This window comes from Stenotrophomonas sp. YJH_SMC_106-19 (genome assembly GCF_059368375.1).
This window is the reverse complement of record NZ_JCAFRQ010000001.1, coordinates 266,392-289,326: the sequence shown is the minus strand read 5'-3', so window position 1 is coordinate 289,326 and position 22,935 is coordinate 266,392. Positions and strand designations below refer to the sequence as shown.

23 protein-coding genes are annotated in these 22,935 nt (G+C 66.9%); 14 read left to right on the top strand and 9 right to left on the bottom strand.

Translation table 11 applies throughout. From position 1 onward, the window contains the following. The first annotated feature begins 12 nt into the window (after window positions 1-12). On the top strand, window positions 13-648 hold the full coding sequence (locus AC5P5M_RS01275) for a glutathione S-transferase family protein (RefSeq protein ID WP_065181963.1): 636 nt from the start codon (window positions 13-15) through the stop codon (window positions 646-648). Between the two features lie 66 nt (window positions 649-714). Here the strand turns inward: AC5P5M_RS01275 and arsC are convergent, their stop codons facing one another. The 3 genes from arsC to AC5P5M_RS01260 all read right to left on the bottom strand — a co-directional run bounded on the left by arsC (window position 715) and on the right by AC5P5M_RS01260 (window position 2,816). Next, entirely contained in the window at window positions 715-1,056 is a 342-nt protein-coding gene (arsC, locus tag AC5P5M_RS01270; RefSeq protein ID WP_053516920.1) for an arsenate reductase (glutaredoxin), read from the bottom strand. Next, entirely contained in the window at window positions 1,056-2,210 is a 1,155-nt protein-coding gene (locus AC5P5M_RS01265; protein WP_053516921.1) for a phospholipase A, read from the bottom strand. Before AC5P5M_RS01265 ends, arsC begins: the two co-directional genes overlap by 1 nt. Window positions 2,211-2,330: 120 nt before the next feature. Further along, window positions 2,331-2,816: a DUF456 domain-containing protein gene (locus AC5P5M_RS01260; protein ID WP_065181965.1), complete on the bottom strand. Its 486-nt coding sequence runs from the start codon at window positions 2,814-2,816 to the stop codon at window positions 2,331-2,333. 236 nt (window positions 2,817-3,052) lie between these two features. Between AC5P5M_RS01260 and AC5P5M_RS01255 the strand changes: the two genes are divergently transcribed. Continuing rightward, window positions 3,053-3,262 carry a cold-shock protein gene (locus AC5P5M_RS01255; protein WP_053516923.1) on the top strand — a complete coding sequence of 70 codons (210 nt, stop codon included), beginning with the start codon at window positions 3,053-3,055 and terminating at the stop codon, window positions 3,260-3,262. A gap of 72 nt (window positions 3,263-3,334) precedes the next feature. Here AC5P5M_RS01255 and AC5P5M_RS01250 read toward each other — a convergent pair whose 3' ends face one another. Then, on the bottom strand, window positions 3,335-3,829 hold the full coding sequence (locus AC5P5M_RS01250; RefSeq protein ID WP_053516924.1) for a glycine zipper 2TM domain-containing protein: 495 nt from the start codon (window positions 3,827-3,829) through the stop codon (window positions 3,335-3,337). A gap of 136 nt (window positions 3,830-3,965) precedes the next feature. Continuing rightward, window positions 3,966-4,400 (bottom strand): hypothetical protein, encoded by a 435-nt coding sequence (locus AC5P5M_RS01245; RefSeq protein WP_065175471.1) that lies wholly within the window; start codon window positions 4,398-4,400, stop codon window positions 3,966-3,968. A gap of 79 nt (window positions 4,401-4,479) precedes the next feature. On the opposite strand from AC5P5M_RS01245, the gene AC5P5M_RS01240 reads away from it, so the two are divergent. After that, entirely contained in the window at window positions 4,480-5,295 is an 816-nt protein-coding gene (locus tag AC5P5M_RS01240; RefSeq protein WP_193396159.1) for a tRNA threonylcarbamoyladenosine dehydratase, read from the top strand. 35 nt (window positions 5,296-5,330) lie between these two features. On the opposite strand, the gene AC5P5M_RS01235 is transcribed toward AC5P5M_RS01240, so the two are convergent. Further along, a complete protein-coding gene (locus AC5P5M_RS01235; protein WP_262218796.1) occupies window positions 5,331-6,104 on the bottom strand; it encodes a TatD family hydrolase in 774 nt (257 codons plus the stop codon). Then, on the bottom strand, window positions 6,101-6,316 hold the full coding sequence (locus tag AC5P5M_RS01230; protein WP_053515346.1) for a DUF6116 family protein: 216 nt from the start codon (window positions 6,314-6,316) through the stop codon (window positions 6,101-6,103). The genes AC5P5M_RS01235 and AC5P5M_RS01230 overlap by 4 nt, the downstream gene beginning before the upstream one ends. A 162-nt stretch (window positions 6,317-6,478) precedes the next feature. Between AC5P5M_RS01230 and AC5P5M_RS01225 the strand changes: the two genes are divergently transcribed. The 11 genes from AC5P5M_RS01225 to AC5P5M_RS01175 all read left to right on the top strand — a co-directional run bounded on the left by AC5P5M_RS01225 (window position 6,479) and on the right by AC5P5M_RS01175 (window position 20,117). Continuing rightward, window positions 6,479-7,321, top strand: a complete 843-nt coding sequence (locus AC5P5M_RS01225; protein ID WP_495205488.1) for a glycine zipper 2TM domain-containing protein — start codon at window positions 6,479-6,481, stop codon at window positions 7,319-7,321. 109 nt (window positions 7,322-7,430) lie between these two features. Continuing rightward, entirely contained in the window at window positions 7,431-7,973 is a 543-nt protein-coding gene (locus AC5P5M_RS01220; RefSeq protein ID WP_053515349.1) for a GNAT family N-acetyltransferase, read from the top strand. A 127-nt stretch (window positions 7,974-8,100) separates the two neighbouring features. Then, the gene (locus tag AC5P5M_RS01215; RefSeq protein WP_053515351.1) at window positions 8,101-8,760 is read left to right on the top strand and encodes a glutathione S-transferase family protein; all 660 of its coding nucleotides are present in this window, start codon (window positions 8,101-8,103) and stop codon (window positions 8,758-8,760) included. A gap of 88 nt (window positions 8,761-8,848) precedes the next feature. Beyond that, on the top strand, window positions 8,849-11,128 hold the full coding sequence (locus tag AC5P5M_RS01210) for a thiamine pyrophosphate-dependent enzyme (RefSeq protein WP_495205487.1): 2,280 nt from the start codon (window positions 8,849-8,851) through the stop codon (window positions 11,126-11,128). Window positions 11,129-11,131: 3 nt separating this feature from the next. Then, complete coding sequence (gene asnB / locus AC5P5M_RS01205) at window positions 11,132-13,072, top strand: asparagine synthase (glutamine-hydrolyzing) (protein WP_283219275.1); 1,941 nt, start codon at window positions 11,132-11,134, stop codon at window positions 13,070-13,072. 65 nt (window positions 13,073-13,137) lie between these two features. After that, complete coding sequence (locus AC5P5M_RS01200; protein ID WP_053515357.1) at window positions 13,138-13,698, top strand: NADPH-dependent FMN reductase; 561 nt, start codon at window positions 13,138-13,140, stop codon at window positions 13,696-13,698. Between the two features lie 348 nt (window positions 13,699-14,046). Then, entirely contained in the window at window positions 14,047-15,471 is a 1,425-nt protein-coding gene (locus AC5P5M_RS01195; RefSeq protein ID WP_053515359.1) for a replicative DNA helicase, read from the top strand. Window positions 15,472-15,690: 219 nt separating this feature from the next. Next, a complete protein-coding gene (locus AC5P5M_RS01190; protein WP_495205486.1) occupies window positions 15,691-17,934 on the top strand; it encodes a TonB-dependent receptor family protein in 2,244 nt (747 codons plus the stop codon). After that, the gene (locus AC5P5M_RS01185) at window positions 17,934-19,523 is read left to right on the top strand and encodes an alkaline phosphatase D family protein (protein ID WP_495205485.1); all 1,590 of its coding nucleotides are present in this window, start codon (window positions 17,934-17,936) and stop codon (window positions 19,521-19,523) included. Before AC5P5M_RS01190 ends, AC5P5M_RS01185 begins: the two co-directional genes overlap by 1 nt. 118 nt (window positions 19,524-19,641) lie before the next feature. Beyond that, complete coding sequence (locus AC5P5M_RS01180) at window positions 19,642-19,860, top strand: hypothetical protein (RefSeq protein WP_053515365.1); 219 nt, start codon at window positions 19,642-19,644, stop codon at window positions 19,858-19,860. Next, window positions 19,860-20,117 (top strand): hypothetical protein, encoded by a 258-nt coding sequence (locus AC5P5M_RS01175; protein WP_053515367.1) that lies wholly within the window; start codon window positions 19,860-19,862, stop codon window positions 20,115-20,117. Before AC5P5M_RS01180 ends, AC5P5M_RS01175 begins: the two co-directional genes overlap by 1 nt. Before the next feature lie 86 nt (window positions 20,118-20,203). Here AC5P5M_RS01175 and lpdA read toward each other — a convergent pair whose 3' ends face one another. Continuing rightward, complete coding sequence (gene lpdA, locus AC5P5M_RS01170; protein ID WP_053515369.1) at window positions 20,204-21,640, bottom strand: dihydrolipoyl dehydrogenase; 1,437 nt, start codon at window positions 21,638-21,640, stop codon at window positions 20,204-20,206. Window positions 21,641-21,705: 65 nt separating this feature from the next. Then, window positions 21,706-22,911: a dihydrolipoyllysine-residue succinyltransferase gene (gene sucB / locus AC5P5M_RS01165; RefSeq protein ID WP_065175459.1), complete on the bottom strand. Its 1,206-nt coding sequence runs from the start codon at window positions 22,909-22,911 to the stop codon at window positions 21,706-21,708. Between the last annotated feature and the right edge of the window lie 24 nt (window positions 22,912-22,935).

The following is a 22,935-nucleotide window of genomic DNA, read 5'->3' as shown; positions in this document are numbered from 1 at the left end:
CGGATCCCGCGCATGAGCACCACCCTGTATGGTTCGTCGAGTACCGCTTCGCTGGTCGTGCACTGGCTGCTGATCGAACTGGGCATCGAGCACGAACTGGTGCTGCTGGATTTCGACAGGCGCGAGCACAAGGCGGCGGACTACCTGGCGTTGAATCCGGCCGGGAGGGTGCCGACCCTGAGGATCGATGGCCTGCTGTTGACCGAGGCGGCGGCCATCGCACTGTACCTGGCCGACCGCCATCCCGAAGCGGGGTTGCTGCCGGCCGTGGGCACGCCCGCGCGGGGCGAGGCCTATCGCTGGATGTTCTGGTGCGCCAACACCCTGCAGCCTGCCTATCGTGCATGGTTCTATCCGCACGAAGCGGCGGGCGAGGCCTGCGTGGAGGCAACGCGTGCGATGGCCCGGCAGCAGCTGGAGGCGGCCTGGCAGCACGTGGCTGCGCACCTGCAGGCGCACGGGCCTTACCTGCTGGGCGACGCGCCCAGCGTGGTCGATTTCATGCTGGTGATGCTGATGCGCTGGTCGCGCAACATGCCCCGGCCCACTGACACCTGGCCGGTGCTGAAGGCGCACGCAACCGCGCTGAAGGCGCGCCCCGCCTTCGCGGAAGTCTATCGACGCGAAGGCATCAGCGACTGGCGGTGATCGTCGGCGTTGGGCCGAGTGCGTGCCGCCGGGCATGGCCCGGCGCTGCCGGGTGGTGCGTCCGGGCTACAGGATCTCCAGCACCGTTTCCGGCGGGCGGCACAGGCGCGTGCCCTTGGCCGTCCGCACCACGGGCCGGTTGATCAGGCGCGGGTGCGTCGCCATCGCCGCCAGCAGGGTCGCCTCATCGGCCCCGGCCAGCGCCAGACCGGCAAACTCCGGTTCCTTGCTGCGCACCAGGTCGGCGGCGGCCAGCCCGGATTCGGCAAGCAGCTGGCGCAGGGTCGACACGTCGGGCGGTACCTGCAGGTACTCGATCACCTCCGGCTCGATGCCGGCGTCGCGGATGAGCTTCAGTGCGCCGCGCGAATTGCTGCACGCCGGGTTGTGCCAGATCGTCACGCCCATCAGAACCATTCCAGCAGCGACACGCCCACGCCCACGTAGGTGGCCTTGTGGTTGTAGTCGATCAGGCTTTCGCCGTATCCGTCGAAGACCTGGATGTGGCCGCGCAGCAGGTTGCTGATCGGGAAACCGTAGTCGAGCTGCAGGGCGCCATGCGAACGGTCGCCGGTACGCAGCGAATGGCGCGCCATCAGGGACACTTCGTGGCCGTTGCGGTTCCAGATCAGGGTCGCGTCGCCGCGGCCCATGTAATCCTCGATGTCCGGGTTGTTGTCATCGCTGCGCGTTTCGGGAATGCGGTACCACGGCCGCAGCACCAGCGCCCAGTTCTCGCGGTCCAGCCCGACGTTGAGCATCACCCGGTTCCAGCTGCGCGAAAGGGGATCGGCGCGGCCGTTGGACTGATGGTTGAGGCTGATGCCGGTCATGCGTCCGCGCCAGCCACCAATGGAGTAGCCGTTGCGGAACACCATCATCACTTCCGGCTCGTAATTGGTCTCGCGGAACGGGCGCGAATTCTCGGCGTTGTAGGCCTGCCAGCGCGAGCTCTGGGTATAGCCGGCCCAGATGTCGCCGTTGTCGCCGAACAGATTCTCGGCGATCTTGGTCTTGAAGCTGATCTGGAACTTCAGCTCGGCACTGTCCAGCGCCTGCGGCTCGGTCACGCTGTTGGCCGGATTCGGCGACTGCGGCATCTGGTTCTTGTCGCTGGTCCAGAACGCCGGCAGCAGGTACACCGGCTTGTAGGCCCGCAGCTGGAACGGTCCCAGCTTCGAGTCTTCCGCCAGTTCCCAGCGGCTGTCCAGCAGGGAACCGCGGCCTGCATTGGCCAGGGCGCTGTCGTCGGGGGCGGGGCGCAGCACATCGCCGACCCGCGCCCGCAGGTTCTCTTCGCCCTGGCTCAGGCGGGCGGCGCGACGCTGTTCGCGCAGCGCCTGCGCGGCCTGCTGCGCGGCGGCATCGGCCTCGGCGGTGGCCGGTGCGGTACGGCCGAACAGGCGGTCGTAGCACGACAGTCGGGCGGCGTCGGTTTCAATGGCCGCGCAACCGGCCGGCGTGGTGGTCGTGGCAGGCGCGATTTCCTGCGCGGCCAGCGGCGCGCTGGCCAGGGCAAGCGCCAACGGCGCCAGACGGGGGAGCAACGGCGGGAGGGTCATTGCAGCAGGCCCTTCGGGATGACTACGGGAAGACGCACAGTGTGGCGGCTGCCCGCAGCAACGGCCAGCCCCATGGAGTTATGCCCGGCGCAGGTGTGCGCGTGGCGTGAAGATCGTGCGTTACAGGAACCAGGCGAACGCGAACAGGCCCAGCATCGCGATGACCATCGCCAGTTTCAGCGCCAGGCCCAGCAGGATACCCAGCCAGGTGGCGAGGCCAACCTTGGTCGAGCGGCCCAGCTCGCGCGTGTGCCAGTACTCGCCCAGCAGAGCGCCGACCAGCGGGCCGGCGAACAGGCCGATGGGCATGAAGAACAGACCGGCGATGCTGCCGATGAAGGTGCCCCACAGCGCCTTGCGGCTGGCCCCGACACGCTGGGCCCCGACCACCGTGGCCAGCACATCGGCCAGCAGTGAAAGCAGGGTCAGCACGCCCAGTACCAGCAGGGTCGGCCAGCCGACATGGGTGAAGCCGTCGGCCCACGCCGCCAGCAGCAGGCCGACGAACACCAGCGGGACGCCTGGAAGTGCCGGCAGGACGATGCCGGCAATACCAACGAGGACAAAAATGACCGCTAGCAGATACAAGATGAATGAGAGGCCCATGCTGTCCCGTATGGTTGTCTTTTTGGGGTTGACAGTGAAAGATTTTGCCAGTTGCTTTTTCGTTTTGGCCGGGTTAAGTTGCAGTCGCTGAGCTTGGCAAGGTCACCGTGGATCGTGGCCTGATGAAGCAAGATCTTCCCGATCCGCTGCATCGATGCACCTCGCTTCCCCCTTGCTTGTCAGCCGCCCACAAGGCGTTTCCAACAACAAGAGAGAGTCATCAGGGAGTTAGTGAGATGTCCGAACGCGAGAACGGTACTGTCAAGTGGTTCAACGATGCAAAGGGCTTCGGCTTCATCAGCCGTGAAAACGGCGAAGACGTGTTCGTGCACTTCCGCGCCATCCAGACCCAGGGCTTCAAGAGCCTGAAGGAAGGCCAGAAGGTCACCTTCACCGTCGTGCAGGGCCAGAAGGGCCTGCAGGCCGACGCCGTGCAGCCGATCTGACCGGTCTGCAGCCGTCACATGAGAAAGGCCCGCGCAAGCGGGCCTTTTTTTTTGTCCGGGGCCGGCAGCGGATCAGCGCAGGATCACCCGGCCGTTGACCACGCGAACGTAGGTGTTTTCGCGGATGCCGCCCAGATCGCGCTGGTTGACGACGATGGTGCGTCCGTCATCCATGCGCACGCTGATGTCATACGTATCGCTGGTCACGTTCTTCTGGATCTGGTTGCCGGCCAGCGCGCCACCCACGGCACCCGCCGCTGCGGCGATGTTCTTGTTGCCGCGGCTGCCGCCGGTGTGGTCGGAGATCTCATGGCCGGCAACCGCACCCACGATGCCGCCGAGGATCGCGCCGGTCGCGCTGGGCGCAGTGCGGCCGGACTGCACGGTGTTGATGCGGGTGACGATGCCGCAGTCGGCGCAACGGCCCTGGTTGTAGCCGGAGTTGTTGCCGTAGCCGCCGTTGTTGTACCCATTGTTGTAGCCGCCGCCGCCGTAACCCGGCGAGGTGGCGCAGCCGGCCAGGGCGAGGGTGGCGATGGCACTGGCGGCGATGAGCTGGATCTTCATGGGGCGTCTCCTGGCCGTGAAGGCGGATGTGTTGGGTGGTACTGCGTCATGCAGCAGGGTGCGCGAATCGTCTCCTTTCCAACGTGAACAAGACGCCAATCAACGCCGCCATGACCGGCTGCGGGATGAACGCTGTTCAACGGAAATCCTGATGGCAGGCGCGGCAGTCCGCCTGCAGCGTCTGCACCACCTGGGCCAGCGCGGTGCAGTCTGCCGGTGGCGTCGCCAGGGCGGCATTGAGGCCGGCGCGGTACTGGCTGGCATGCTGCTGGAACTGCGCGCTGTCCTTCAGGCCGGGGAAGGCCAGGTCCAGGTCGTTGGAGAGCAGGCGCAGCGTCTGCAGGCGCGGCACGCTGTCGGCCAGGCTGCAGCGGTTCTGCTGTTGAGCCTGCTGCAGCAACTGGGATTGCCGCTGCATCACCTGCATCAGGCTGTCCGGGAAGGGGTCACGGCGGGCCTGCAGGGCGCGGCCGACCATCACCGTGGCGATCAGGCCGATCAGCAGACCCAGCGCGAGCACGAACAGGTAGCGATAGGCGGAAGACGGCGGGCGAGGGGGGCTGGCGTTCATGGCGGGCTCTCCGGGTGTGCAACGGTAGGTTCGACCCGGCGTGCTGTGGACGCCGGCCGCTGCACGTTAAAATAGACCGATGAACGAACAGGTCAAACAACGCTTCGCCGGCATCGAACGGCTGTATGGCGTGGGTGCGCTCGAGCGCCTGCAGGGCAGCCGCGTAGCGGTGGTCGGCATGGGCGGGGTCGGCTCGTGGGTGGTCGAGGCGCTGGCGCGCTCGGCGGTCGGCCATCTCACCCTGATCGATGCGGACGACATCTGCGTGTCCAACACCAACCGGCAGCTGCCGGCGCTGGAGGGCAATTACGGGCGCAACAAGGCCGAAGCCATGGCCGAGCGCTGCCGGGCGATCAACCCGGAACTCGATGTCGACGCGGTGCAGGCGTTCCTGACCACCGCCAACATGGCGGAACTGCTTGATCGTCGCTTCGATCTGGTGATCGATGCCTGCGACAGCTTCCGGGTCAAGGTGGAGACCATCGCCTGGTGCCGCCGCCGCAAGCTGCCACTGCTGACGGTCGGCGCCGCGGGTGGCCGCACCGATCCGACCCTGGTACGCATCCGCGATGTCTCGCGCACCGAGCACGACGCGATGCTGGCGCTGATCCGCAAGAAGCTGCGCAGCGAGTTCAACTTCCCCAAGAACGCCAAGCGTTACTTCGGCGTGCCGGCGGTGTACTCGCTGGAGAACGTGAAGTATCCGCAGGCCGATGGCAGTGTCTGCGGCCTCCGTCCCAACCTGGGGGCGGACGCTGCGCTCAAGCTTGATTGCGGCGCAGGGCTGGGGGCAGCCACCCATATCACCGGTGCCTTCGCCTTTGCCGCCGTCGGCAAGGCGCTGGAAATGCTGCTGGAGCCGAAGAGGGTCAAGTCCGAATCCGTTGAGGCTTGACCGGTAGCGCCGGGCCATGCCCGGCGAAACGGCGATCAGACGGCCGGCAGCGCGAACAGCCGCCGCGCGTTGTCGGTCGTGGTCCTCGCTACCGTCTCCAGGTCGGTCTGCCGCAACGCCGCGACGTGGCGCGCGATGATCGAGAGGCGTGCCGGCTCATTGCGCTGCCCACGGATGGCCGCGTCGGGCTGATCGGGCGCGTCCGTTTCCAGCAGCAGCTGCTCCAGCGGCATCTCCCGGACCAGCCGTTGCAGGCGCTGTGCCCGTTCGTAGGTCAGGGGGCCGCCCAGACCCAGCAGGAAGCCCTGCCGATGCAGCTGTGCCGCCTGCTCCGGGCTGCCGGAGAAACTGTGCACCACGCCGCGCAGGCCACCGATGCGGCGGATCGCTGCGATCACCGCATCCACGGCCCGACGCGCATGCACGATCACCGGCAGGTCGAAGTCGCGCGCCAGGCGCAGCTGGCCGGTGAAATAGGTCTGCTGCGCCTCCGCATCCAGGCCTTCCACGAAATAATCCAGGCCGCATTCGCCGATCGCCCGCGGACGCTCACGCTCGATCCATTCCCGCAGCAGCGGAAGGTGCCCGGCGCGATGCTCGGCAAGAAACATCGGATGCAGCCCGTACGCGGGGTACAGGCCGGGTGCCTGCTGGCAGACCTCGCGCAGCTTCGGCCAGCTGGCGGCGGTGACGGCCGGCACGACCTGGAACTGCACCCCGGCCGCGCGCGCGCGCTCGATCACGGCGGCACGGTCGGGGTCGAACTCGCCTGCATCGAGATGGCAATGGCTGTCGACCAGCACGCTCAGCGCTGCTCCAGCGGTGGCGGCGTGCGGGTGCCGCGGCTCTTCCAGTTGGCCAGCAGCAGTGTGCCCAGGCCCAGCACCAGCTCATCGACGAAGGGAAGCGGATCGGGAATGAACAGGGTCAGCGCGAACAGCCCTGCCGTGAGCTTGAACAGCGTGGGGTAGCGCAGCCGGCGCGCCCATTGCAGTACCGGCAGCAGCATCGGGTTGGCCATGGCGGGATCCTCCTGGTGAATATGCAAACGCTACCACGGGCCCAGCATTTCCCGATGCTGAATGGGTTACGGCGACGAGCAGGAAATGTGGAGATTCCGTTCAGGGAGGCCGTGCTGCAATCTGTGCCGAGAACGTTGCGGACGGTCCGCAAGGAGCAGGTCATGAAAAGCACAACTACAACTGTCCTGGTCGCAGCGGGCGCGCTGCTGGTGGGTGGTATCGCCACGGCCGCCTTCATGAAGAGCGGCAACCCGTCGCCGGATTCCATCAGCGCCGGCGCCCCCAACGGCGAATCGCGCCTGGCCGATGGCAGCGGCACCGACGATGGTGCGCGTGGCAACCAGCTCGATGCCAGCGCGCCGCGCGGCCTGGAGTATGCCGATGTGCTGAAGGTCGACCCGATCACCGAAAAGCAGAAGGCGTACGCCACGGTCATCGGCACCGACGCGGTGCGCGAGACCTCCACCACCCAGACGCCGCACGAGGTCTGCCAGGATGTGGTCGTGCAGGAACGCCTGCCCGAGCGTGATGGCAACGTCGGTGGCACCGTCGCCGGCGCGGTGATCGGTGGCCTGCTGGGTAATCAGGTTGGCGGCGGCAATGGCAGGAAGGCGGCGACCGCAGCAGGTGCCGTGGCCGGCGGCCTGATCGGCAACCAGGTGGACAAGCGCCACGTCGGTGGCCGTGTGGTCAACCGCACCGAGCGCCAGTGCCACACCGAGACCGCCACCTCCGAGTCGAGCCGTGTCACCGGCTACAACGTCACCTATCGCAACGAGGACGGCACCACCGGCACCATGCGCATGGCCAGCAAGCCCGGCAACCGCATCGCCATGGGCACCAACGACGTGGTCAAGGGTTACAACGTGACCTACCGCTATGATGGTGCCGAGAAGACCGTGCGCATGGACAACAAGCCAGCCAGCGATCGCCTGCCGGTGGTCGATGGCCAGCTGGTCACGCAGACAGCGGCAGCCGGCGCCACGGCACCGACCCGCCAGTAATCCTGCCGCTGCACCGGACAGGCGACAGGCCGGCTTCTGCCGGCCTGTCTGTTTTTGTGGCCGGGTGACATTTGCGATGATGGCGCTCCGTCATCGCCCTGGAGTCGGCATGAGCATCTTCGACCTGCGCCTGGAAACCGAGCGCCTGATCCTGCGCCCACCGCATCGCGAGGATTTCGAGCCCTATCTGGCGTTCTGCGCGGATGAAGAGGTGATGCGCACGCTGGGCGGAGTACAGCCACCGTCAGTGGCATGGCGTGGATTCTGCAGCCTGGCTGGCGCGTGGCAGTTGTTCGGCTTTTCGATGTTCAGCGTGATCGAGAAATCCAGTGGTGAGTGGGTCGGTCGCATGGGGCCCTGGCAGCCACAGGACTGGCCGGGCACCGAGGTCGGCTGGAGCATCCGGCGTGCCAGCTGGGGCAAGGGCTACGCGCCGGAGGCGGCGACCGCTGCGATCGACTGGGCATTCAACGCACTCGGGTGGGAGGAGGTGATCCATACCATTGCCGAGGACAACGAGAATTCCCGTGTCGTGGCCCGCAAGCTGGGCAGTACGCTGCTGCGCATGGGCGAGCTGCCGCCGCCGTACCAGGGCAAACCGATGCAGATCTGGGGGCAGTCGCGCCAGCAGTGGCAGCAGCGCGTGCGCTGAGGGGCCCGACGGGCTGCATCCAGCGGCGGGCTGCGCGGTGGGCATGCTGCATCCGCGCTTGGCATCGGCGGGCGCACTTGCCAGACTGCGCGCAACCGGTCGTCGGCCGGGTCTCCTGGAGCAGGCAATGGTGGAAGAACGCGTTCCGTTGACGGTGCATGGCATGTCCGTTTCAGGCAATTGCCACAAGGTGCGCATGCTGCTGGAACACCTCGGCAGCCGCTATCGCTGGGTGGAGGTGGACAGCGCCCATGGCCAGACCCACACGCCGGAGTTCCTGGCATTGAATCCCAATGCGAAGGTGCCGTTGATCGTGCGCGAGGACGGCCGCGTGTTGACCGAATCGAACGCGATCCTGTTCTGGCTGGCCGAGGGCACGCCCTACCTGCCCGGCGATGGCTGGGAGCGGGCGCAGGCGTTGAGCTGGATGTTCTTCGAGCAGTACACGCATGAACCCTGCGTGGCGGTGGCCCGTTTCATCCGTGGCTGGACGCCGGCCGATTCCCCGCGGCGCGCCGAACTGCCGCGCCTGCAGGAGCGCGCCAGCACCGCACTGGCGGTGATGGAACAGCACCTGCGGCAGTCGCCCTGGTTCACCGGCCGCAGTTATGGCATCGCCGATATCGCGCTGTTTGCCTACACCGACGTTGCCAGCGATGGTGGCATCCGCCTTGATCCGTTCCCGCAGGTGCAGGCCTGGCTGCAGCGGGTCCGGGCGCAGCCGCGGTTCGTGCCGATGCCGGCCGTGGGCGCGGAGGTGCTGGCGCGATTCAACGCGGTGGCCTGATTCCAAGGGGAGCGTCGGGCAGGCCGACTGCGGGGGAAGCCGGGCGGGCCCGCGCCACGCTACGCAACAACGACACGGAGGGTGTTCGATGTTCGCTGTGGTTCCAGATCCCATTCCCGCGCGCATGCGCGGGCTCAACCGCGCCGAAGTGTGCGACGTCAATTTCCTGGAGGCGGTGCGCGGCTGGCGGGGCACGCCACGGCCACGGCCCGCGCCGCACGCGCCGATCCTGCCAGGCAGCACGCTCAGCGCGGCGGCCTTTGCCGACCTGTTCGATTCGCAGCTGGCCAGCCGCCAGCTGGACCTGATGGCACGCGTGCTGCGCGTGCAGAACAAGGTCTTCTACACCATCGGCTCGTCCGGACACGAGGGCAATGCGCTGTTGGCGCGGGCCTGCCGGCACACCGATCCTGCGTTCCTGCACTACCGCTCCGGCGCCTTCATGGCCGAGCGCGCGCGGCAGGTGCCGGGCATGGATCCAGTGCGCGACGCGGCACTGTCGTTCGCCGCCAGCGCCGACGATCCTGCCAGCGGAGGCCGGCACAAGGTGTGGGGCAGCCGGCCGCTGTGGGTGTTGCCACAGACCTCGACGATCGCCTCGCACCTGCCCAAGGCGCTGGGCACTGCGTTGGCCATCGAGAGCGGCAAGCGCCTGGGCCAGCCGTTGCCGATTCCGGCCGACAGCATCGTGGTCTGTTCCTTCGGCGACGCCTCGGCCAATCACGCCACCGCACAGACGGCGTTCAACACCGCCATGTGGTCGGCCTACCAGAAACTGCCGGCGCCCATCCTGTTCGTCTGCGAGGACAATGGCCTGGGCATTTCGGTGAAAACACCAGAAGGATGGATCGCCGAGCGCTTTGGCGGCCAGCCGGGACTGGACTACTTCTTCGCTGATGGGCTGGATCTGGCCAGCGGCCATGCGCAGGCGCAGGCCGCGGTCGAGCATTGCCGGGCAACCCGCAGGCCGACCTTCCTGCACCTGCGTACCACGCGGCTGATGGGGCATGCCGGTACCGATTTCGAGGTGGAGTGGCGCGCGTTGCCGGAGCTGTGTGCGGCGGAGGCGCAGGATCCGCTGCTGCGCTCGGCGCAGATCGCGATGGAGTCGGGCTGGATGGATGCCGCGGCCGTCGAGGCGGCCTATGAAGCGATGCGTGTGCGCTGCATGGCGGCCGCCGCCGACGCCGAGCGCCAGCCGAAGCTGCAGTCCCTTGAGCAGGTGATGGCACCGCTGGCGCCCTATACACCTGCAGCGGTGCACGCCGAGGCCCGGCGCGCGGTCGCGGACGAGGCGCGACTGTCGCTGTATGGCGGCGCCGACGCATTGCCGGAGCGACAACCGCCGCGTCATCTGGCCATCCAGATCAATCACGGACTGCAGGAACTGCTGTGCAAGTATCCGCAAAGCCTGTTGTTCGGCGAGGATGTGGCGCAGAAGGGAGGCGTGTACACCTTGACCCGCGACCTGCTGCGTCGTTTCGGCCCGCGACGGGTGTTCAACACGCTGCTGGACGAGACCATGATCCTGGGCATGGCGCAGGGGCTGGCCAACATGGGCATGCTGCCGATCCCCGAGATCCAGTACCTGGCCTACCTGCACAATGCCATCGACCAGATACGTGGCGAGGCGTGTTCGCTGCAGTTCTTCTCCAATGACCAGTTCCGGAACCCGATGCTGGTGCGGGTGGCAGGGCTGGGCTACCAGAAGGGATTCGGTGGCCATTTCCACAATGACAATTCGATCACGGCCCTGCGCGACATTCCCGGCCTGGTGGTGGGCTGTCCCTCGCGTGGCGACGATGCCGTGATGATGCTGCGCACGTTGGCGGCGCTGGCCCGGGTGGATGGCCGCGTGGCGGTGTTTCTGGAGCCGATCGCGCTGTACATGAGCAAGGACCTGCACGAGCCGGGTGACGGCCAGTGGCTGTTCGACTACCCGCAACAGGGCCAGGCGCTGCTGCCGGGGGAGGGCCGGGTGTATGCCCCCGAGGCGCAGGATCTGGTGATCTACACCTATGGCAATGGCGTGCCGATGGCGCTGCGTGCCGCGCGGGTGATCGACCAGCAGCTCGGGTGGCAGGTGAGGGTGGTTGATCTGCGCTGGCTGGTGCCGCTGGACGGCGGATTCATTGCCACCCAGGCGGCCACGGCGCGGCGCGTGCTGGTGCTGGACGAGGGGCGTCACAGCGGTGGCGTGGGCGAGGGGGTGGTCACGGACCTGGTCGAGGCCGGCTTCGGTCACCTGCCGCTGCGCCGGGTCTGCGGCGCCGATACCTATACGCCGCTGGCGGGGGCAGCAATGTTCGGCCTTCCAAGCGACAATGCGGTGATTGGCGCCGCCCTCGACCTGGCGCAGGAACCCTGATGCATGTGTGGATTGGCGGGAATGCTGTTGCCGGCACCGATGGTGCCGGCCGAGGAACTGCAGGCACAGGCCCTGGCCATGGGCCAGGCGCTGCACCATCGCGGGCCGGATGATGGTGGCACCTGGGTCGATGCCGCTGCCGGGATCGCACTGGCGCACCGCCGGCTGAGCATCCTCGATCTGTCCCCGCTGGGCCACCAGCCGATGGCATCGTCCGACGGCCGCTATGTGATGGCCTACAACGGCGAGGTCTACAACTTCGCGGCCCTGCGCGCCGAACTGGAGCCGCTGGGCCATGCGTTCCGTGGCCACTCCGATACCGAGGTGCTGCTGGCTGCGATCCTGCAGTGGGGCCTGGAAGACACCCTGCAGCGCTGCAACGGCATGTTCGCCATCGCTCTGTGGGACCGCAGCGAGCAGTGCCTCTGGCTGGCCCGCGACCGGGTCGGCAAGAAGCCGCTGTACTACGGCTGGGCCGGTGACGCGCTGGTGTTCGGTTCCGAGCTGAAGGCACTGTGGCAGCATCCAGCGTTCGACAACGATATCGATCGGGATGCGTTGACGCTGCTGTTGCGGCTGGATTACATCCCGGCGCCGCACAGCATCCATCAGCGCTGCTACAAGCTGATGCCCGGCCGGGTGCTGCGGGTGGATGCGGCGATGGTTGCCGCCGGAGCCGGCGCGCACCGGCCGGAGCAGGCGCAGCGTCCGTACTGGGACGCGCGTGCGCGCATGCAGGCCGCACTGGCCGCACCCTTCCAGGGCCGCATCGAGGAGGCCGAGGAGCAGCTTGATGCCCTGCTGCGCGACGCCGTGGCGTTGCGCATGGTCGCGGACGTGCCCGTCGGCGTGTTCCTGTCCGGGGGGACCGATTCGTCGCTGGTGGCGACGCTGATGCAGGCGCAGAGCAGGCAGCCGGTGCACAGCTTCAGCATCGGCTTCCAGGATTCAAGCCACGATGAGGCACCGCTGGCCAGGGAACTGGCCGCGCATCTGGGCTGCGACCACACCGAGCTCTACGTCAGCGGGGCCGACGCACTGGCGGTGGTGCCGCAGTTGCCGACGATGTTCGACGAGCCTTTTGCCGATGCCTCGCAGGTGCCGACCGCGCTGGTGGCCCGGCTGGCAAGGCAGGGGGTGACCGTGGCCTTGTCCGGCGATGGTGGCGATGAGCTGTTCTTCGGCTACACCCGCTACGTGCGCGCGCTGCGCAACTGGCAGATGCTGGGTCGCGTGCCGGGCCCGCTGCGGCGCTGGATGGGTGCCCGCGCGCAGCAGCAGGGCGAGGCATCGCGCACGGGAGGCCTGGCGGCGCTGCTGGCCGAAACCGGCGCCCGCGGCATCGGCGATGTATACCGCAACCGCATTTCGCGCTGGCGTGACCCGGCGGCGGTGGTGCCCGGTGCGCAGCCGGCTGGCAGCTTCTATGACCTGGCCGATCCGCTGCACGGCGCGGGCACGCCGGCAGACGCGATGATGCTGGCCGATTTCGTGACCTACCTTCCTGATGACCTGCTGTGCAAGGTCGACCGTACTTCGATGGCGGTCAGCCTGGAGGCGCGTGCGCCGTTGCTGGACTGGCGGGTGGCCGAGTTCGCCTGGTCGCTGCCGCTGGGCTTCAAGCGCAGTGAAACGACCAGCAAGGTCCTGCTCAAGCGCGTGCTGGGCCGATACGTCCCGCAGGCGATGGTGCACCGGCCCAAGCGTGGTTTCGGTGCGCCTGTCAGCGACTGGCTGAAGGGCGACCTGCGGCCGTGGGCCGACGATCTGCTGCAGCCTTCGCGGCTGGAACGCGAAGGCGTGCTGTCGGCGGCCGCGGTGCAGCCGCTGTGGCAGCAGTTCCTTGGCGGCCAGCGCAAGTGGCACACGCATCTGTGGAACGTGCTGATGTTCCAGGCATGGCAGGCCCACTGGCGCCAGGTCCGGGCCAGCATCAGCGGCTGACCTTCACTGCCTGGAAAGGGGACGGTGAATAGGATGGGTTTCCCGCACCATGAGGAGTCCGTCCGATGTCCGTTCCCACCATCGCCGTGTTCGTCGGAAGCCTGCGCCGGGAGTCATGCAACCGCCGGCTGGCCCATGCACTTGAAAAGCTTGCCGGCGACCGGGCCCGGTTCCAGTACGTGCAGATCCGCGACCTTCCCCTGTATGACCAGGATTTCGACGCCGATTACCCGCCATCGTGTGTCCGCCTGAAGGAGCAGGTGCGTGCCGCCGACGCCGTGCTGTTCGTGACACCCGAATACAACCGTTCGGTGCCGGGCGTGCTGAAGAACGCCATCGACATCGGCTCGCGCCCCTATGGCGACAGCGCATTCGCAGGCAAGCCCGCTGCGGTGATCGGTGCGTCCATCGGCCAGATCGGCACCGCGGTGGCCCAGCAGCACCTGCGCAACAGCCTGGCCTTCCTCGACATGCATGTGCTCGGCCAGCCGGAGGCGTTCATTCATTTCAAGGACGGCCTGATCGACGCCGACGGTACGATCCACAACGACGCCACGCGGGAATTCCTGCAGGGGTATGTGGACCGGTTCCTGGCGCTGATCGCGGTGCACGTGAAGGGCGATTGAGACGTATGGGGTCAGAGCCCTCTGCGTTGCAGAGGGATCCGACCCCAGCCACATCCGGGGTCGAATCCCGGCGCGCAGCGGCGGGCTCTGACCCCACTTGCAGCTGAGCGGGCCAGAGCCCGTACGCTGCACGGAATCCGACCCTGGCCGGCTGATCTGCGATAATGACGCACTCGGGCGTCGCACGGGCGCCCGTCGCAGGCAGTGCGACGCCTCCGCGCCATTCTGGCCAGGCTCCGGCGGATATCCCCCGTTCTTCCACGGCTTATCCACAGGCTTGTCCATGGCCGCCAGGGTCGGCGCATGCCTACACTCGTCTGGCCCCACTTTTGCAGGAAACACCGCCGCATGTCCGCCCGTCCCGGCTTCCGTTCCAACCGCAGAGACCGCGGTGATGGCTTCGAACGCGATGATTCGCGCATCGACCAGCTGCGGGTGCCACCGCATTCGGTGGAGGCCGAGCAGGCGGTGCTGGGTGGCCTGATGCTGGCACCCGAAGCGTTCGACCGGGTCAACGACCAGCTGACCGAGACCGACTTCTATCGCCGCGATCATCAGATGATCTACCGCGCGATCCGAGAGCTGTCCGAGCGTGACCGACCCTTCGATGCGGTGACGCTGGGCGAATGGTTCGAATCGCAGGGCAAGCTGGAGCTGGTAGGGGATGGCGCTTATCTGATCGAACTGGCCAGCACCACGCCGTCGGCGGCGAACATCGCTGCCTACGCCGAGATCGTACGTGACAAGGCGGTGCTGCGGCAGCTGATCCAGGTCGGTACCGACATCGTCAACGATGGTTTCCAGCCGGAAGGCCGCGACAGCAGCGAGCTGCTGGCGTCGGCGGAAAAGAGCGTGTTCGCCATTGCCGAGCAGGGCGCACGCGGGCGTACGGATTTCGTCGCCATGCCCGGCGCGCTGAAGGATGCCTTCGAGGAACTGCGCAACCGCTTCGAGAACGGCGGCAACATCACCGGCCTGCCAACCGGCTACAACGATTTCGACGCGATGACGGCCGGCCTGCAGCCGACCGACCTGATCATCCTGGCCGCGCGCCCGGCGATGGGCAAGACCACCTTCGCGCTGAACATCGCCGAGTATGCGGCGATCAAGTCGAAGAAGGGCGTGGCGGTGTTCTCGATGGAAATGTCCGCATCACAGCTGGCGATGCGACTGATCTCCTCCAATGGCCGGATCAACGCGCAGCGCCTGCGTACCGGCCAGCTGGAAGACGAGGACTGGAGCCGCGTCACCAGCGCGATCAAGATGCTGAAGGAAACCAAGATCTTCATCGACGACACGCCGGGCGTATCGCCGGAAGTGCTGCGCTCCAAGTGCCGCCGCCTCAAGCGCGAGCACGACCTGGGCCTGATCGTGATCGATTACCTGCAGCTGATGAGCGTGCCCGGCAACAGCGAGAACCGCGCGACAGAAATCTCGGAGATCTCGCGTTCGCTGAAGGGCTTGGCCAAGGAGCTGAACGTGCCGGTGATCGCACTTTCCCAGCTCAACCGCTCGCTGGAAACGCGTACCGACAAGCGCCCGGTGATGGCTGACCTGCGCGAATCGGGCGCCATCGAGCAGGACGCGGACATGATCGTGTTCATCTACCGCGACGACTACTACAACAAGGAAAACTCACCGGACAAGGGCCTGGCCGAAATCATCATCGGCAAGCACCGCGGCGGCCCCACCGGCTCGTGCAAACTGAAGTTCTTCGGCGAGTACACGCGTTTCGACAATCTGGCCCACGATTCGGTCGGTTCGTTCGAGTAGGGCTGCCGGCCGCGGGCCGGCGATCTCCTTCTGTTCTGCAAGAGCCGGGCGCGTGCCCGGCTCTTTGCGTTGGTGCGAGCGCAAGGCGCGTACCTGGCCGGGCGATGGTCACATGACGTGTAACTGACATGTAACTGGGCCTTCCTACCATGCCGCCGCTGTCCTCCCACTTCCGACGCCCGTCGCTGGCGTCCAGCGCGTCCAAGGAATCCGCCTCCCATGCCGTCCCATGCTCCGCTCCGCCGCAATCTGCTGGCTCTGCTGGTCTGTGCCTCGCTGCCGTCGCTGGCGGCCGCTGAAACCGCCCCCACCTCCGATGCACCGTCGGCGACCACCCTCGATTCGATCTCGGTGATCGGCCGCGGCGAAGCGCGCCAGGTGCAGCGTGTCACCGCCGAGGACATGAAGGTGCTGCCGCCGGGCGCGAATCCGCTCAAGCTGCTGGCCAGCAAGCCGGGCGTGCATTTCGAGTCGGGTGACGCCACCGGTGCCTACGAGTGGTCGACCAGCATCAGCCTGCGCGGCTTCAACCAGAACCGGCTTGGCTACACGCTGGACGGCATTCCGCTGGGCAACATGAGCTACGGCAACAGCAACGGCCTTCATGTCAGCCGCGCGGTCATCAGCGAGAACCTGGGCGGTGCGGAAGTCTCCACCGGCATCGGCGCGCTGGGGACGCCGTCTACCAGCAACCTGGGGGGCGTGTTCCAGTTCTATTCGATCGATCCTTCTACCGAGTACGGCGTGGTGCTGGCGCAGGGCTTTGGCAACGACAACGCGCGGCGCAGCTATGCCCGCCTGGAGACCGGCGAGCACCAGGGGTTTGCCGCGTACCTGTCCGGCGTGTACTCCGAAGGCGACAAGTGGAAGGGCAAGGGCTCGCAGGAGCTCAAGCAGTTCAACGGCAAGGCCGTTTACAACTTCGGCGTGGACAGCAGGATCACCGCGCTGTTCAACGCATCACGCCGGGTCGAGGCGGACTACCAGGATCTGTCGCTGGAGATGATCGACCGCCTGGGCTGGAACTGGGACAACTACGCGCCGGACTGGGACCGCGCGCTGGCCGCGGCACGCGGGCAGTTCAGTGGCGGCGTCAACAGCCCCTGGGATGCGTACTACTCCGGTCATGGCCTGCGCAACGACGATATCTCCAGCGTCGCCGGCGACTTCGGCCTCAACGAAGCGATGCGCCTGAAGGTCAATGTCTACAATCACAGCAACCGCGGGCAGGGCCACTGGTTCAGTCCGTCCAATCCCTCCAATCCGGGCACCGCGCGCGAGATCCCGATCTCGATCCGCACCACCGAGTACGCGATCGACCGTACAGGCGTGACCTCCGCGTTCACCTGGAACGTCGGCGGGCACGAGCTGGAAGCCGGCCTGTGGTACGAGGACAACGGCCACAGCGTGCAGCGCAACTTCTACTACATCGATGGCCCGATCACCGATGACTTCTTCCTGCGCAATCCGGACCAGCGCGTGTGGCGCCAGCTCTACACCACCATCACCCGCCAGTTCTATGTGCAGGACCGCTTCCGCCTGTTCGACGACCGCCTGACGGTGGACATCGGCGCGAAGTCGCCGCACACCCGCACCCGCGTCCGCACGCCGCTGGGCAGCTATGCCAACAACAGCAGCCTGACCTCCAGCAAGGGACTGCTGCCGCAGGCCGGCTTCAATTTCAAGCTCAACGAAGGCAATGAAATCTTCGGTTCGTTCGCCAGGAACATCGCCGCCTATGCGCTGGGCGTGGGCAGTCCGTTCAACGTGCCGCAGCAGGCCTTCGACGCCAGTGCACGCAACCTCAAGCCGGAGCAGTCGCGCACGATCGAACTGGGCTGGCGCGGCTACGGGCAGGGGTATGAGGCGTCGGTCGCGGTGTACGACGTGAAGTTCGACAACCGCCTGCTTGCCATCGCCCAGTGCGTGGGCATCCTCGGCTGCCCTGCGTTGTTCTCCAACGTCGGTTCGGTGACCAGCCGCGGTGCCGAGGCGACCCTGCAGCTGAAGCCGGTGCAGAACGTGACCTGGTCCAACGCGCTGTCGTGGAACGACAGCACCTACGACGACGACTACGTCAACAACGGGGTGGTACCGACCCGCGGCAGGAAGACCGTGGATACGCCGGAATGGATGTTCGCCAGCACCCTGGCCTGGACGCCGGGCCCGTGGGACCTGCGCCTGTCCGCCAACCATGTCGGCAAGCGCTACGTGACCTATACCAATGACCTGTCGGTTCCCAGCTACTGGCTGGTCAACGCCTCGGTGGCTTACGATTTCGGCTCCCTGGGGCCCGCGCAGAACCTGACAGTGGCAGTCAACCTGACCAACCTGGCGGACAAGCGTTACCTGTCTTCGATCAACACCAACGGCACCTATGCCGCAGATCCCACGCGCAGCCTGGCGACCATGCAGGTGGGTGCGCCGCGGCAGGTGATGGCGACGGCGACCGTGCGCTTCTGATGCAGCGGCCCATGGATCCGGAGCACCGTCGTCGCCTGCTGCGCATGGCGTGGCAGGGTACGGGGGCGGCGATCGCACTGGCGGCGATGCCGGGGCTGGCCGCGGCAGGCCCACGGCCACGTCTGGGCCGCGATCCGTTCACCCTCGGCGTCGCCGCCGGCGATCCGGATCCGCAGGGGGCGATGCTGTGGACACGGCTCGCCCCCGATCCGCTCAGCGGCGGTGGCATGCCGCCGCGGGCGGTGCCGGTGCGCTGGTTCGTGGCCGAAGATCCCGGCATGCGCCGTCCGGTGCAGCGTGGCGTCGCCGCAGCGGTGCCCGAGCTGGCGCATTCGGTGCACGTGGAGATCAATGGCCTTCGTCCCGGCCGTGACTATTACTACCGTTTTGCCTGCGACGGTGATGAGGAAAGCACGGTCGGCCACTTCCGCACCGCGCCGCTGCCGGACGCGCGGCTGCAGCAGCTGCGCCTGGCCCTGTGCACCTGCCAGGCCTGGAACAGCGGCTACTACCCGGTACTGCTTGATATCGCGCGGAGCGATGTCGACCTGGTGCTGCATGCCGGCGACTATCTGTACGAGTACAGTCCACTGCAGAACGCACGCGGCCGCACACTGGATGCGGAGCGATTCAGCGGCGAGACCGTCAGTCTGCAGCGTTATCGCGACCAGTACGCGCTGTACAAGCTCGATCCGGACCTGCAGGCAGCGCACGCGGCGCACGCCTTTGCGGTGATCTGGGATGACCATGAGGTGCAGAACGACTATTCCGGCGTCCATCCTGAAAAGGACAGCGTTCCGGTGGAGGACTTCATCGTCCGGCGGGCCGCTGCCTATCGCGCCTTCTACGAGCACCTGCCCATGCGCAGCACTCCGGCCGGCAATGGTGGCCTGCGGGTGCACCGGCGCCTGCGCTACGGGGACCTTGCGCAGCTGAGCCTGCTCGACTGCCGCCAGTTCCGTCCGGCCAACCCCTGCGGTGTGGGCGAGTCACCGCGCTGCGAGGCGGCACTGGACCCGCGCATGAGCATGCTCGGGTCCGGCCAGGAGGCGTGGTTCGCGCAGTCGATGGCGGCCGCACGGGGCACGCGCTGGAATGTGGTGGTGCAGCAGCTGCTGATGGCGCAGCTGCGGCTGGACGGCGGCACCCCGCGCGAGCGGTTCTGGAACGATGCCTGGGATGGGTATCCTGCCGCGCGCAACCGGTTGCTGCAGGCGCTGCAGTCGGGCGGGCAGGGCAATGCGATCGTGCTGGGAGGCGACTGGCATTCCACGTTCGTCAACGATCTGAAGCTGGACTTCGATGCGGCCGATGCTCCCGTGGTGGCCACCGAGTTCATCGCCCCCGCCATCAGCAGTGGCGGAGACGACACACCGTATGGCCCTTACTACGGACCGTCGATTCCCCTGAATCCGCACATCCGCTATTTCGACGGCGACCGCCGTGGCTGGTGGAGGCTGCAGCTCAACCGGCAGGCCGTGGATGCGGAACTGCGCTTGGCCGACAGCGTGCTGCGTACCGATGCCGCGGTGCGGACCGCCGCGCGTTTCCAGGTCGCCCACGGCCGCCCGGGGGCGGTGCAGGTATAGCGGCTGCGTTCCGGGTTTCATCGCGCCCTGCCGGGTTTCGTCGCAAACCGTTTGCTCCCTCCGGGGCAGGGCGGCACTGTGGTCGCAGGCGGCAAGGGGCCGCTGCAAGGAGACCGTGATGAAGACCCTGTTCGCGCTGGGCGTGTGGTGCCTGCTGTTCGTGCTGTGCTGGCCGTTGGCGATCCTTGCCCTGATCGCCTGGCCGTTCGTGTGGCTGCTGAGCCTGCCGTTCCGCCTGGTCGGCATCACGTTCTCGGCGCTGTTCGCGTTCCTGCGCGCGCTGTTCATGCTGCCGGCACGCCTGCTGGGTGGCGGCCGCGGTCCGGTGGCTGCGTGATGACGCCGGCCATCGCGGTACTGGCATTGGCGCTCGCGGCGCCGGCCCCTGCCACGCCCGCGACACCGCCATCAGCCTGGCTGGAACGCCAGCAGACCGCCGCTGCCGACGAAGCGGATGCTGCGGCGGCCAAGCTCGCCAAGCCTGACAGGCTCAAGGAACGCTGCAGGGTGGTGAAGGAATGGAAGGTGGGTGAAACCGTGGTGCAGCATCGCATCTGTGACGATGCACCGGAGCCGCCTGCTGGAAAGGTGTAGCGCCGGGCCCATGCTCGGCTCCACATCAGAAGGCCAAACAAAAAACCCCGCCGAGGCGGGGTTTTCCTGTCATGCCACCGGGCCGATCAATTGGCCTTGTGGATGGCGCGCTTGCTGACCGCCATCGCCGCGTCGTGGACCACTTCCGACAGCGACGGGTGGGCGTGGCAGATACGGGCCAGATCATCGGCCGAACCGCTGAACTCCATGGTCAGCACGCCTTCGTGCACCAGCTCGGACACGTTGGCGCCGACCAGGTGCATGCCGAGGATGCGATCGGTCTCGGCATGGGCCAGGATCTTCACGAAACCTGCCGGCTCGATCATTGCCACGGCACGGCCGTTGGCGGCGAACGGGAAGCTGCCGGCCTTGTACGGGATGCCTTCGGCCTTCAGCTGTGCTTCGGTCTTGCCCACCCAGGCCAGTTCCGGCTCGGTGTAGATGACCCACGGAATCGTGTCGAAGTTGACGTGACCCGGCAGGCCGGCGATCAGTTCGGCCACGGCGATGCCTTCCTCGAAGCCCTTGTGCGCCAGCATCGGGCCGCGCACGCAGTCGCCCACCGCCCAGACGCCATCGACGCCGGTGTGGCAATGCGCATCGACTTCGATCTGGCCACGCTCGTTGACCTTCACGCCGGTGCCTTCGGCCAGCAGGCCCTTGGTGGCAGCGCGACGGCCGACGGCCACCAGCAGCTTGTCCACGGTCAGGGTCTTCTCGCCTTCGCTGTCGGTGTAGGTGACAACGACTTCCTTCTTCTTGCCCTTGCCGGTGATCTCGGTCTTGGAGACCTTGGCGCCCAGGCGGATGTCCAGGCCCTGCTTCTTGAATTCCTTGGCCGCGGTCTTGGCGACTTCGGCGTCGGCGACGGCCAGGAACTCCGGCAGCGCCTCGAGGATGGTGACTTCAGCGCCCAGGCGCTTCCACACGCTGCCCAGCTCCAGACCGATCACGCCGGCGCCGATCACCGCCAGGCGGTTCGGCACTTCGGTGAAGTCCAGGCCGCCGACGTTGTCGACGATGGTCTCGCCGTCGAACTTGGCGAACGGCAGTTCGATCGAATCCGAACCGGCGGCGATGATGACGTTGGTGCCCTTCAGCTCGACTTCCGAGCCGTCGTGCTGCTTCACCTTGACCACGTTGCCCGGCTGCAGTTCGCCGAAGCCGTAGTAGGTGGCGACCTTGTTGGCCTTGAACAGCATGGCGATGCCGCCGGTGAACTGCTTGACGATCTTGTCCTTGCGGCCAACCATCGCCTCGACGTCCATCTTGGCGTCCTTGAAGCTGATGCCGTGGTCGCCAAAGATGTGGCTCATGTTCCAGAACTGGCGCGAGGAATCCAGCAGCGCCTTGGACGGGATGCAGCCCACGCGCAGGCAGGTGCCGCCCAGCGCCGGCTTGCCATCCTTGCCCAGCGCTGCGTCGATGCAGGCGGTCTTCAGGCCCAGCTGGGCCGCGCGGATGGCAGCGTGGTAACCGGCCGGGCCCGCACCGATGACGACGACGTCGAATTGTTCAGCCATTGAATTAGTCCTTGATGCTTTACCGGAACCCCCTTCCGCGCGGGCGCGGAAGAGGGCGGGAGGTCTTACAGGCCGAACAGCATGCGGCCCGGGTTTTCCAGCTGGTTCTTGATGTCCACCAGGAACTGCACCGAGTCCTTGCCGTCGATGATGCGGTGGTCGTAGGACAGCGCCAGGTACATCATCGGCGCGATCACGACCTGGCCGTTCTGGGCGATCGGACGCTCCTTGATGGCGTGCATGCCCAGGATGGCGCTCTGCGGCGGGTTGATGATCGGCGTGGACAACAGCGAGCCGAAGGTGCCGCCGTTGGTCACGGTGAAGGTGCCGCCCTGCAGTTCTTCCAGGCTCAGCTTGCCGTCACGGGCCTTCTTGGCGTAGTCGGCGATGGTCTTCTCGATGTCGGCGAACGACATGCGCTCGACGTTGCGCAGCACCGGGGTCACCAGGCCCTTCTCGGTCGACACGGCGATGGAGATGTCCGAGTAGCCGTGGTAGATGATGTCGTCACCATCGATCGACGCGTTGACCAGCGGGAAGCGCTGCAGCGCGTTGGCGGCGGCCTTCACGAAGAAGCTCATGAAGCCCAGCTTGATGCCGTGGGCCTTGACGAACTCGTCCTGCAGTTCCTTGCGCGCGGCCGACACCTTGGACAGGTCGACTTCGTTGAAGGTGGTCAGCATGGCGGTGGAGTTCTTGGACTCCATCAGGCGTTCGGCGATGCGCTTGCGGATGCGGGTCATCGGCACGCGTTCTTCCGGACGTGCGCCACCGGCCTTGCCGGCGCCGCCGTTGCGGGCGAAGTTGACGATGTCTTCCTTGGTCACCGCGCCGCGACGGCCGGTGCCGTCCACGTCGGCCGGGTTCACGCCCTCGGTGATGGCGGTGAAGCGGGCACCCGGCGGCAGCGCATCGGCGGCCGACTTGGCTGCCGGGGCCGGAGCCGCGGCGGGAGCCGGAGCAGCGGCTGCGGCCGGAGCCGGGGCATCGGCCTTCTTCTCTTCAGCGGCCGGAGCCGGGGCAGCCGCCACGGCGCCTTCCTCGATGATCGCCACGACCTGGCTGGAGGTCACGGTGGCGCCCACGTCGAACTTGATCTCCTTCAGCACGCCATCGACCGGCGACGGCACTTCCAGGACGACCTTGTCGGTTTCCAGGTCAAGCAGGTTTTCGTCGCGCTTGACGGCGTCGCCCACCTTCTTGTGCCAGGTGGCGATGGTGCCGTCGGCGACGGATTCGGGCAGTACCGGGGCTTTGACTTCGGTGGCCATGCGGGAGCTTCCTGGTTTGTCTTC

Coding starts and splice junctions, on each gene's coding strand:
- AC5P5M_RS01275 (WP_065181963.1), top strand. CDS start 13: ATGAGCACCACCCTGTATGGTTCGTCGAGTACCGCTTCGCTGGTCGTG.
- arsC (WP_053516920.1), bottom strand. CDS start 1,056: ATGGGCGTGACGATCTGGCACAACCCGGCGTGCAGCAATTCGCGCGGC.
- AC5P5M_RS01265 (WP_053516921.1), bottom strand. CDS start 2,210: ATGACCCTCCCGCCGTTGCTCCCCCGTCTGGCGCCGTTGGCGCTTGCC.
- AC5P5M_RS01260 (WP_065181965.1), bottom strand. CDS start 2,816: ATGGGCCTCTCATTCATCTTGTATCTGCTAGCGGTCATTTTTGTCCTC.
- AC5P5M_RS01255 (WP_053516923.1), top strand. CDS start 3,053: ATGTCCGAACGCGAGAACGGTACTGTCAAGTGGTTCAACGATGCAAAG.
- AC5P5M_RS01250 (WP_053516924.1), bottom strand. CDS start 3,829: ATGAAGATCCAGCTCATCGCCGCCAGTGCCATCGCCACCCTCGCCCTG.
- AC5P5M_RS01245 (WP_065175471.1), bottom strand. CDS start 4,400: ATGAACGCCAGCCCCCCTCGCCCGCCGTCTTCCGCCTATCGCTACCTG.
- AC5P5M_RS01240 (WP_193396159.1), top strand. CDS start 4,480: ATGAACGAACAGGTCAAACAACGCTTCGCCGGCATCGAACGGCTGTAT.
- AC5P5M_RS01230 (WP_053515346.1), bottom strand. CDS start 6,316: ATGGCCAACCCGATGCTGCTGCCGGTACTGCAATGGGCGCGCCGGCTG.
- AC5P5M_RS01225 (WP_495205488.1), top strand. CDS start 6,479: ATGAAAAGCACAACTACAACTGTCCTGGTCGCAGCGGGCGCGCTGCTG.
- AC5P5M_RS01220 (WP_053515349.1), top strand. CDS start 7,431: ATGAGCATCTTCGACCTGCGCCTGGAAACCGAGCGCCTGATCCTGCGC.
- AC5P5M_RS01215 (WP_053515351.1), top strand. CDS start 8,101: ATGGTGGAAGAACGCGTTCCGTTGACGGTGCATGGCATGTCCGTTTCA.
- AC5P5M_RS01210 (WP_495205487.1), top strand. CDS start 8,849: ATGTTCGCTGTGGTTCCAGATCCCATTCCCGCGCGCATGCGCGGGCTC.
- asnB (WP_283219275.1), top strand. CDS start 11,132: ATGTGTGGATTGGCGGGAATGCTGTTGCCGGCACCGATGGTGCCGGCC.
- AC5P5M_RS01200 (WP_053515357.1), top strand. CDS start 13,138: ATGTCCGTTCCCACCATCGCCGTGTTCGTCGGAAGCCTGCGCCGGGAG.
- AC5P5M_RS01195 (WP_053515359.1), top strand. CDS start 14,047: ATGTCCGCCCGTCCCGGCTTCCGTTCCAACCGCAGAGACCGCGGTGAT.
- AC5P5M_RS01190 (WP_495205486.1), top strand. CDS start 15,691: ATGCCGTCCCATGCTCCGCTCCGCCGCAATCTGCTGGCTCTGCTGGTC.
- AC5P5M_RS01185 (WP_495205485.1), top strand. CDS start 17,934: ATGCAGCGGCCCATGGATCCGGAGCACCGTCGTCGCCTGCTGCGCATG.
- AC5P5M_RS01180 (WP_053515365.1), top strand. CDS start 19,642: ATGAAGACCCTGTTCGCGCTGGGCGTGTGGTGCCTGCTGTTCGTGCTG.
- AC5P5M_RS01175 (WP_053515367.1), top strand. CDS start 19,860: ATGACGCCGGCCATCGCGGTACTGGCATTGGCGCTCGCGGCGCCGGCC.
- lpdA (WP_053515369.1), bottom strand. CDS start 21,640: ATGGCTGAACAATTCGACGTCGTCGTCATCGGTGCGGGCCCGGCCGGT.
- sucB (WP_065175459.1), bottom strand. CDS start 22,911: ATGGCCACCGAAGTCAAAGCCCCGGTACTGCCCGAATCCGTCGCCGAC.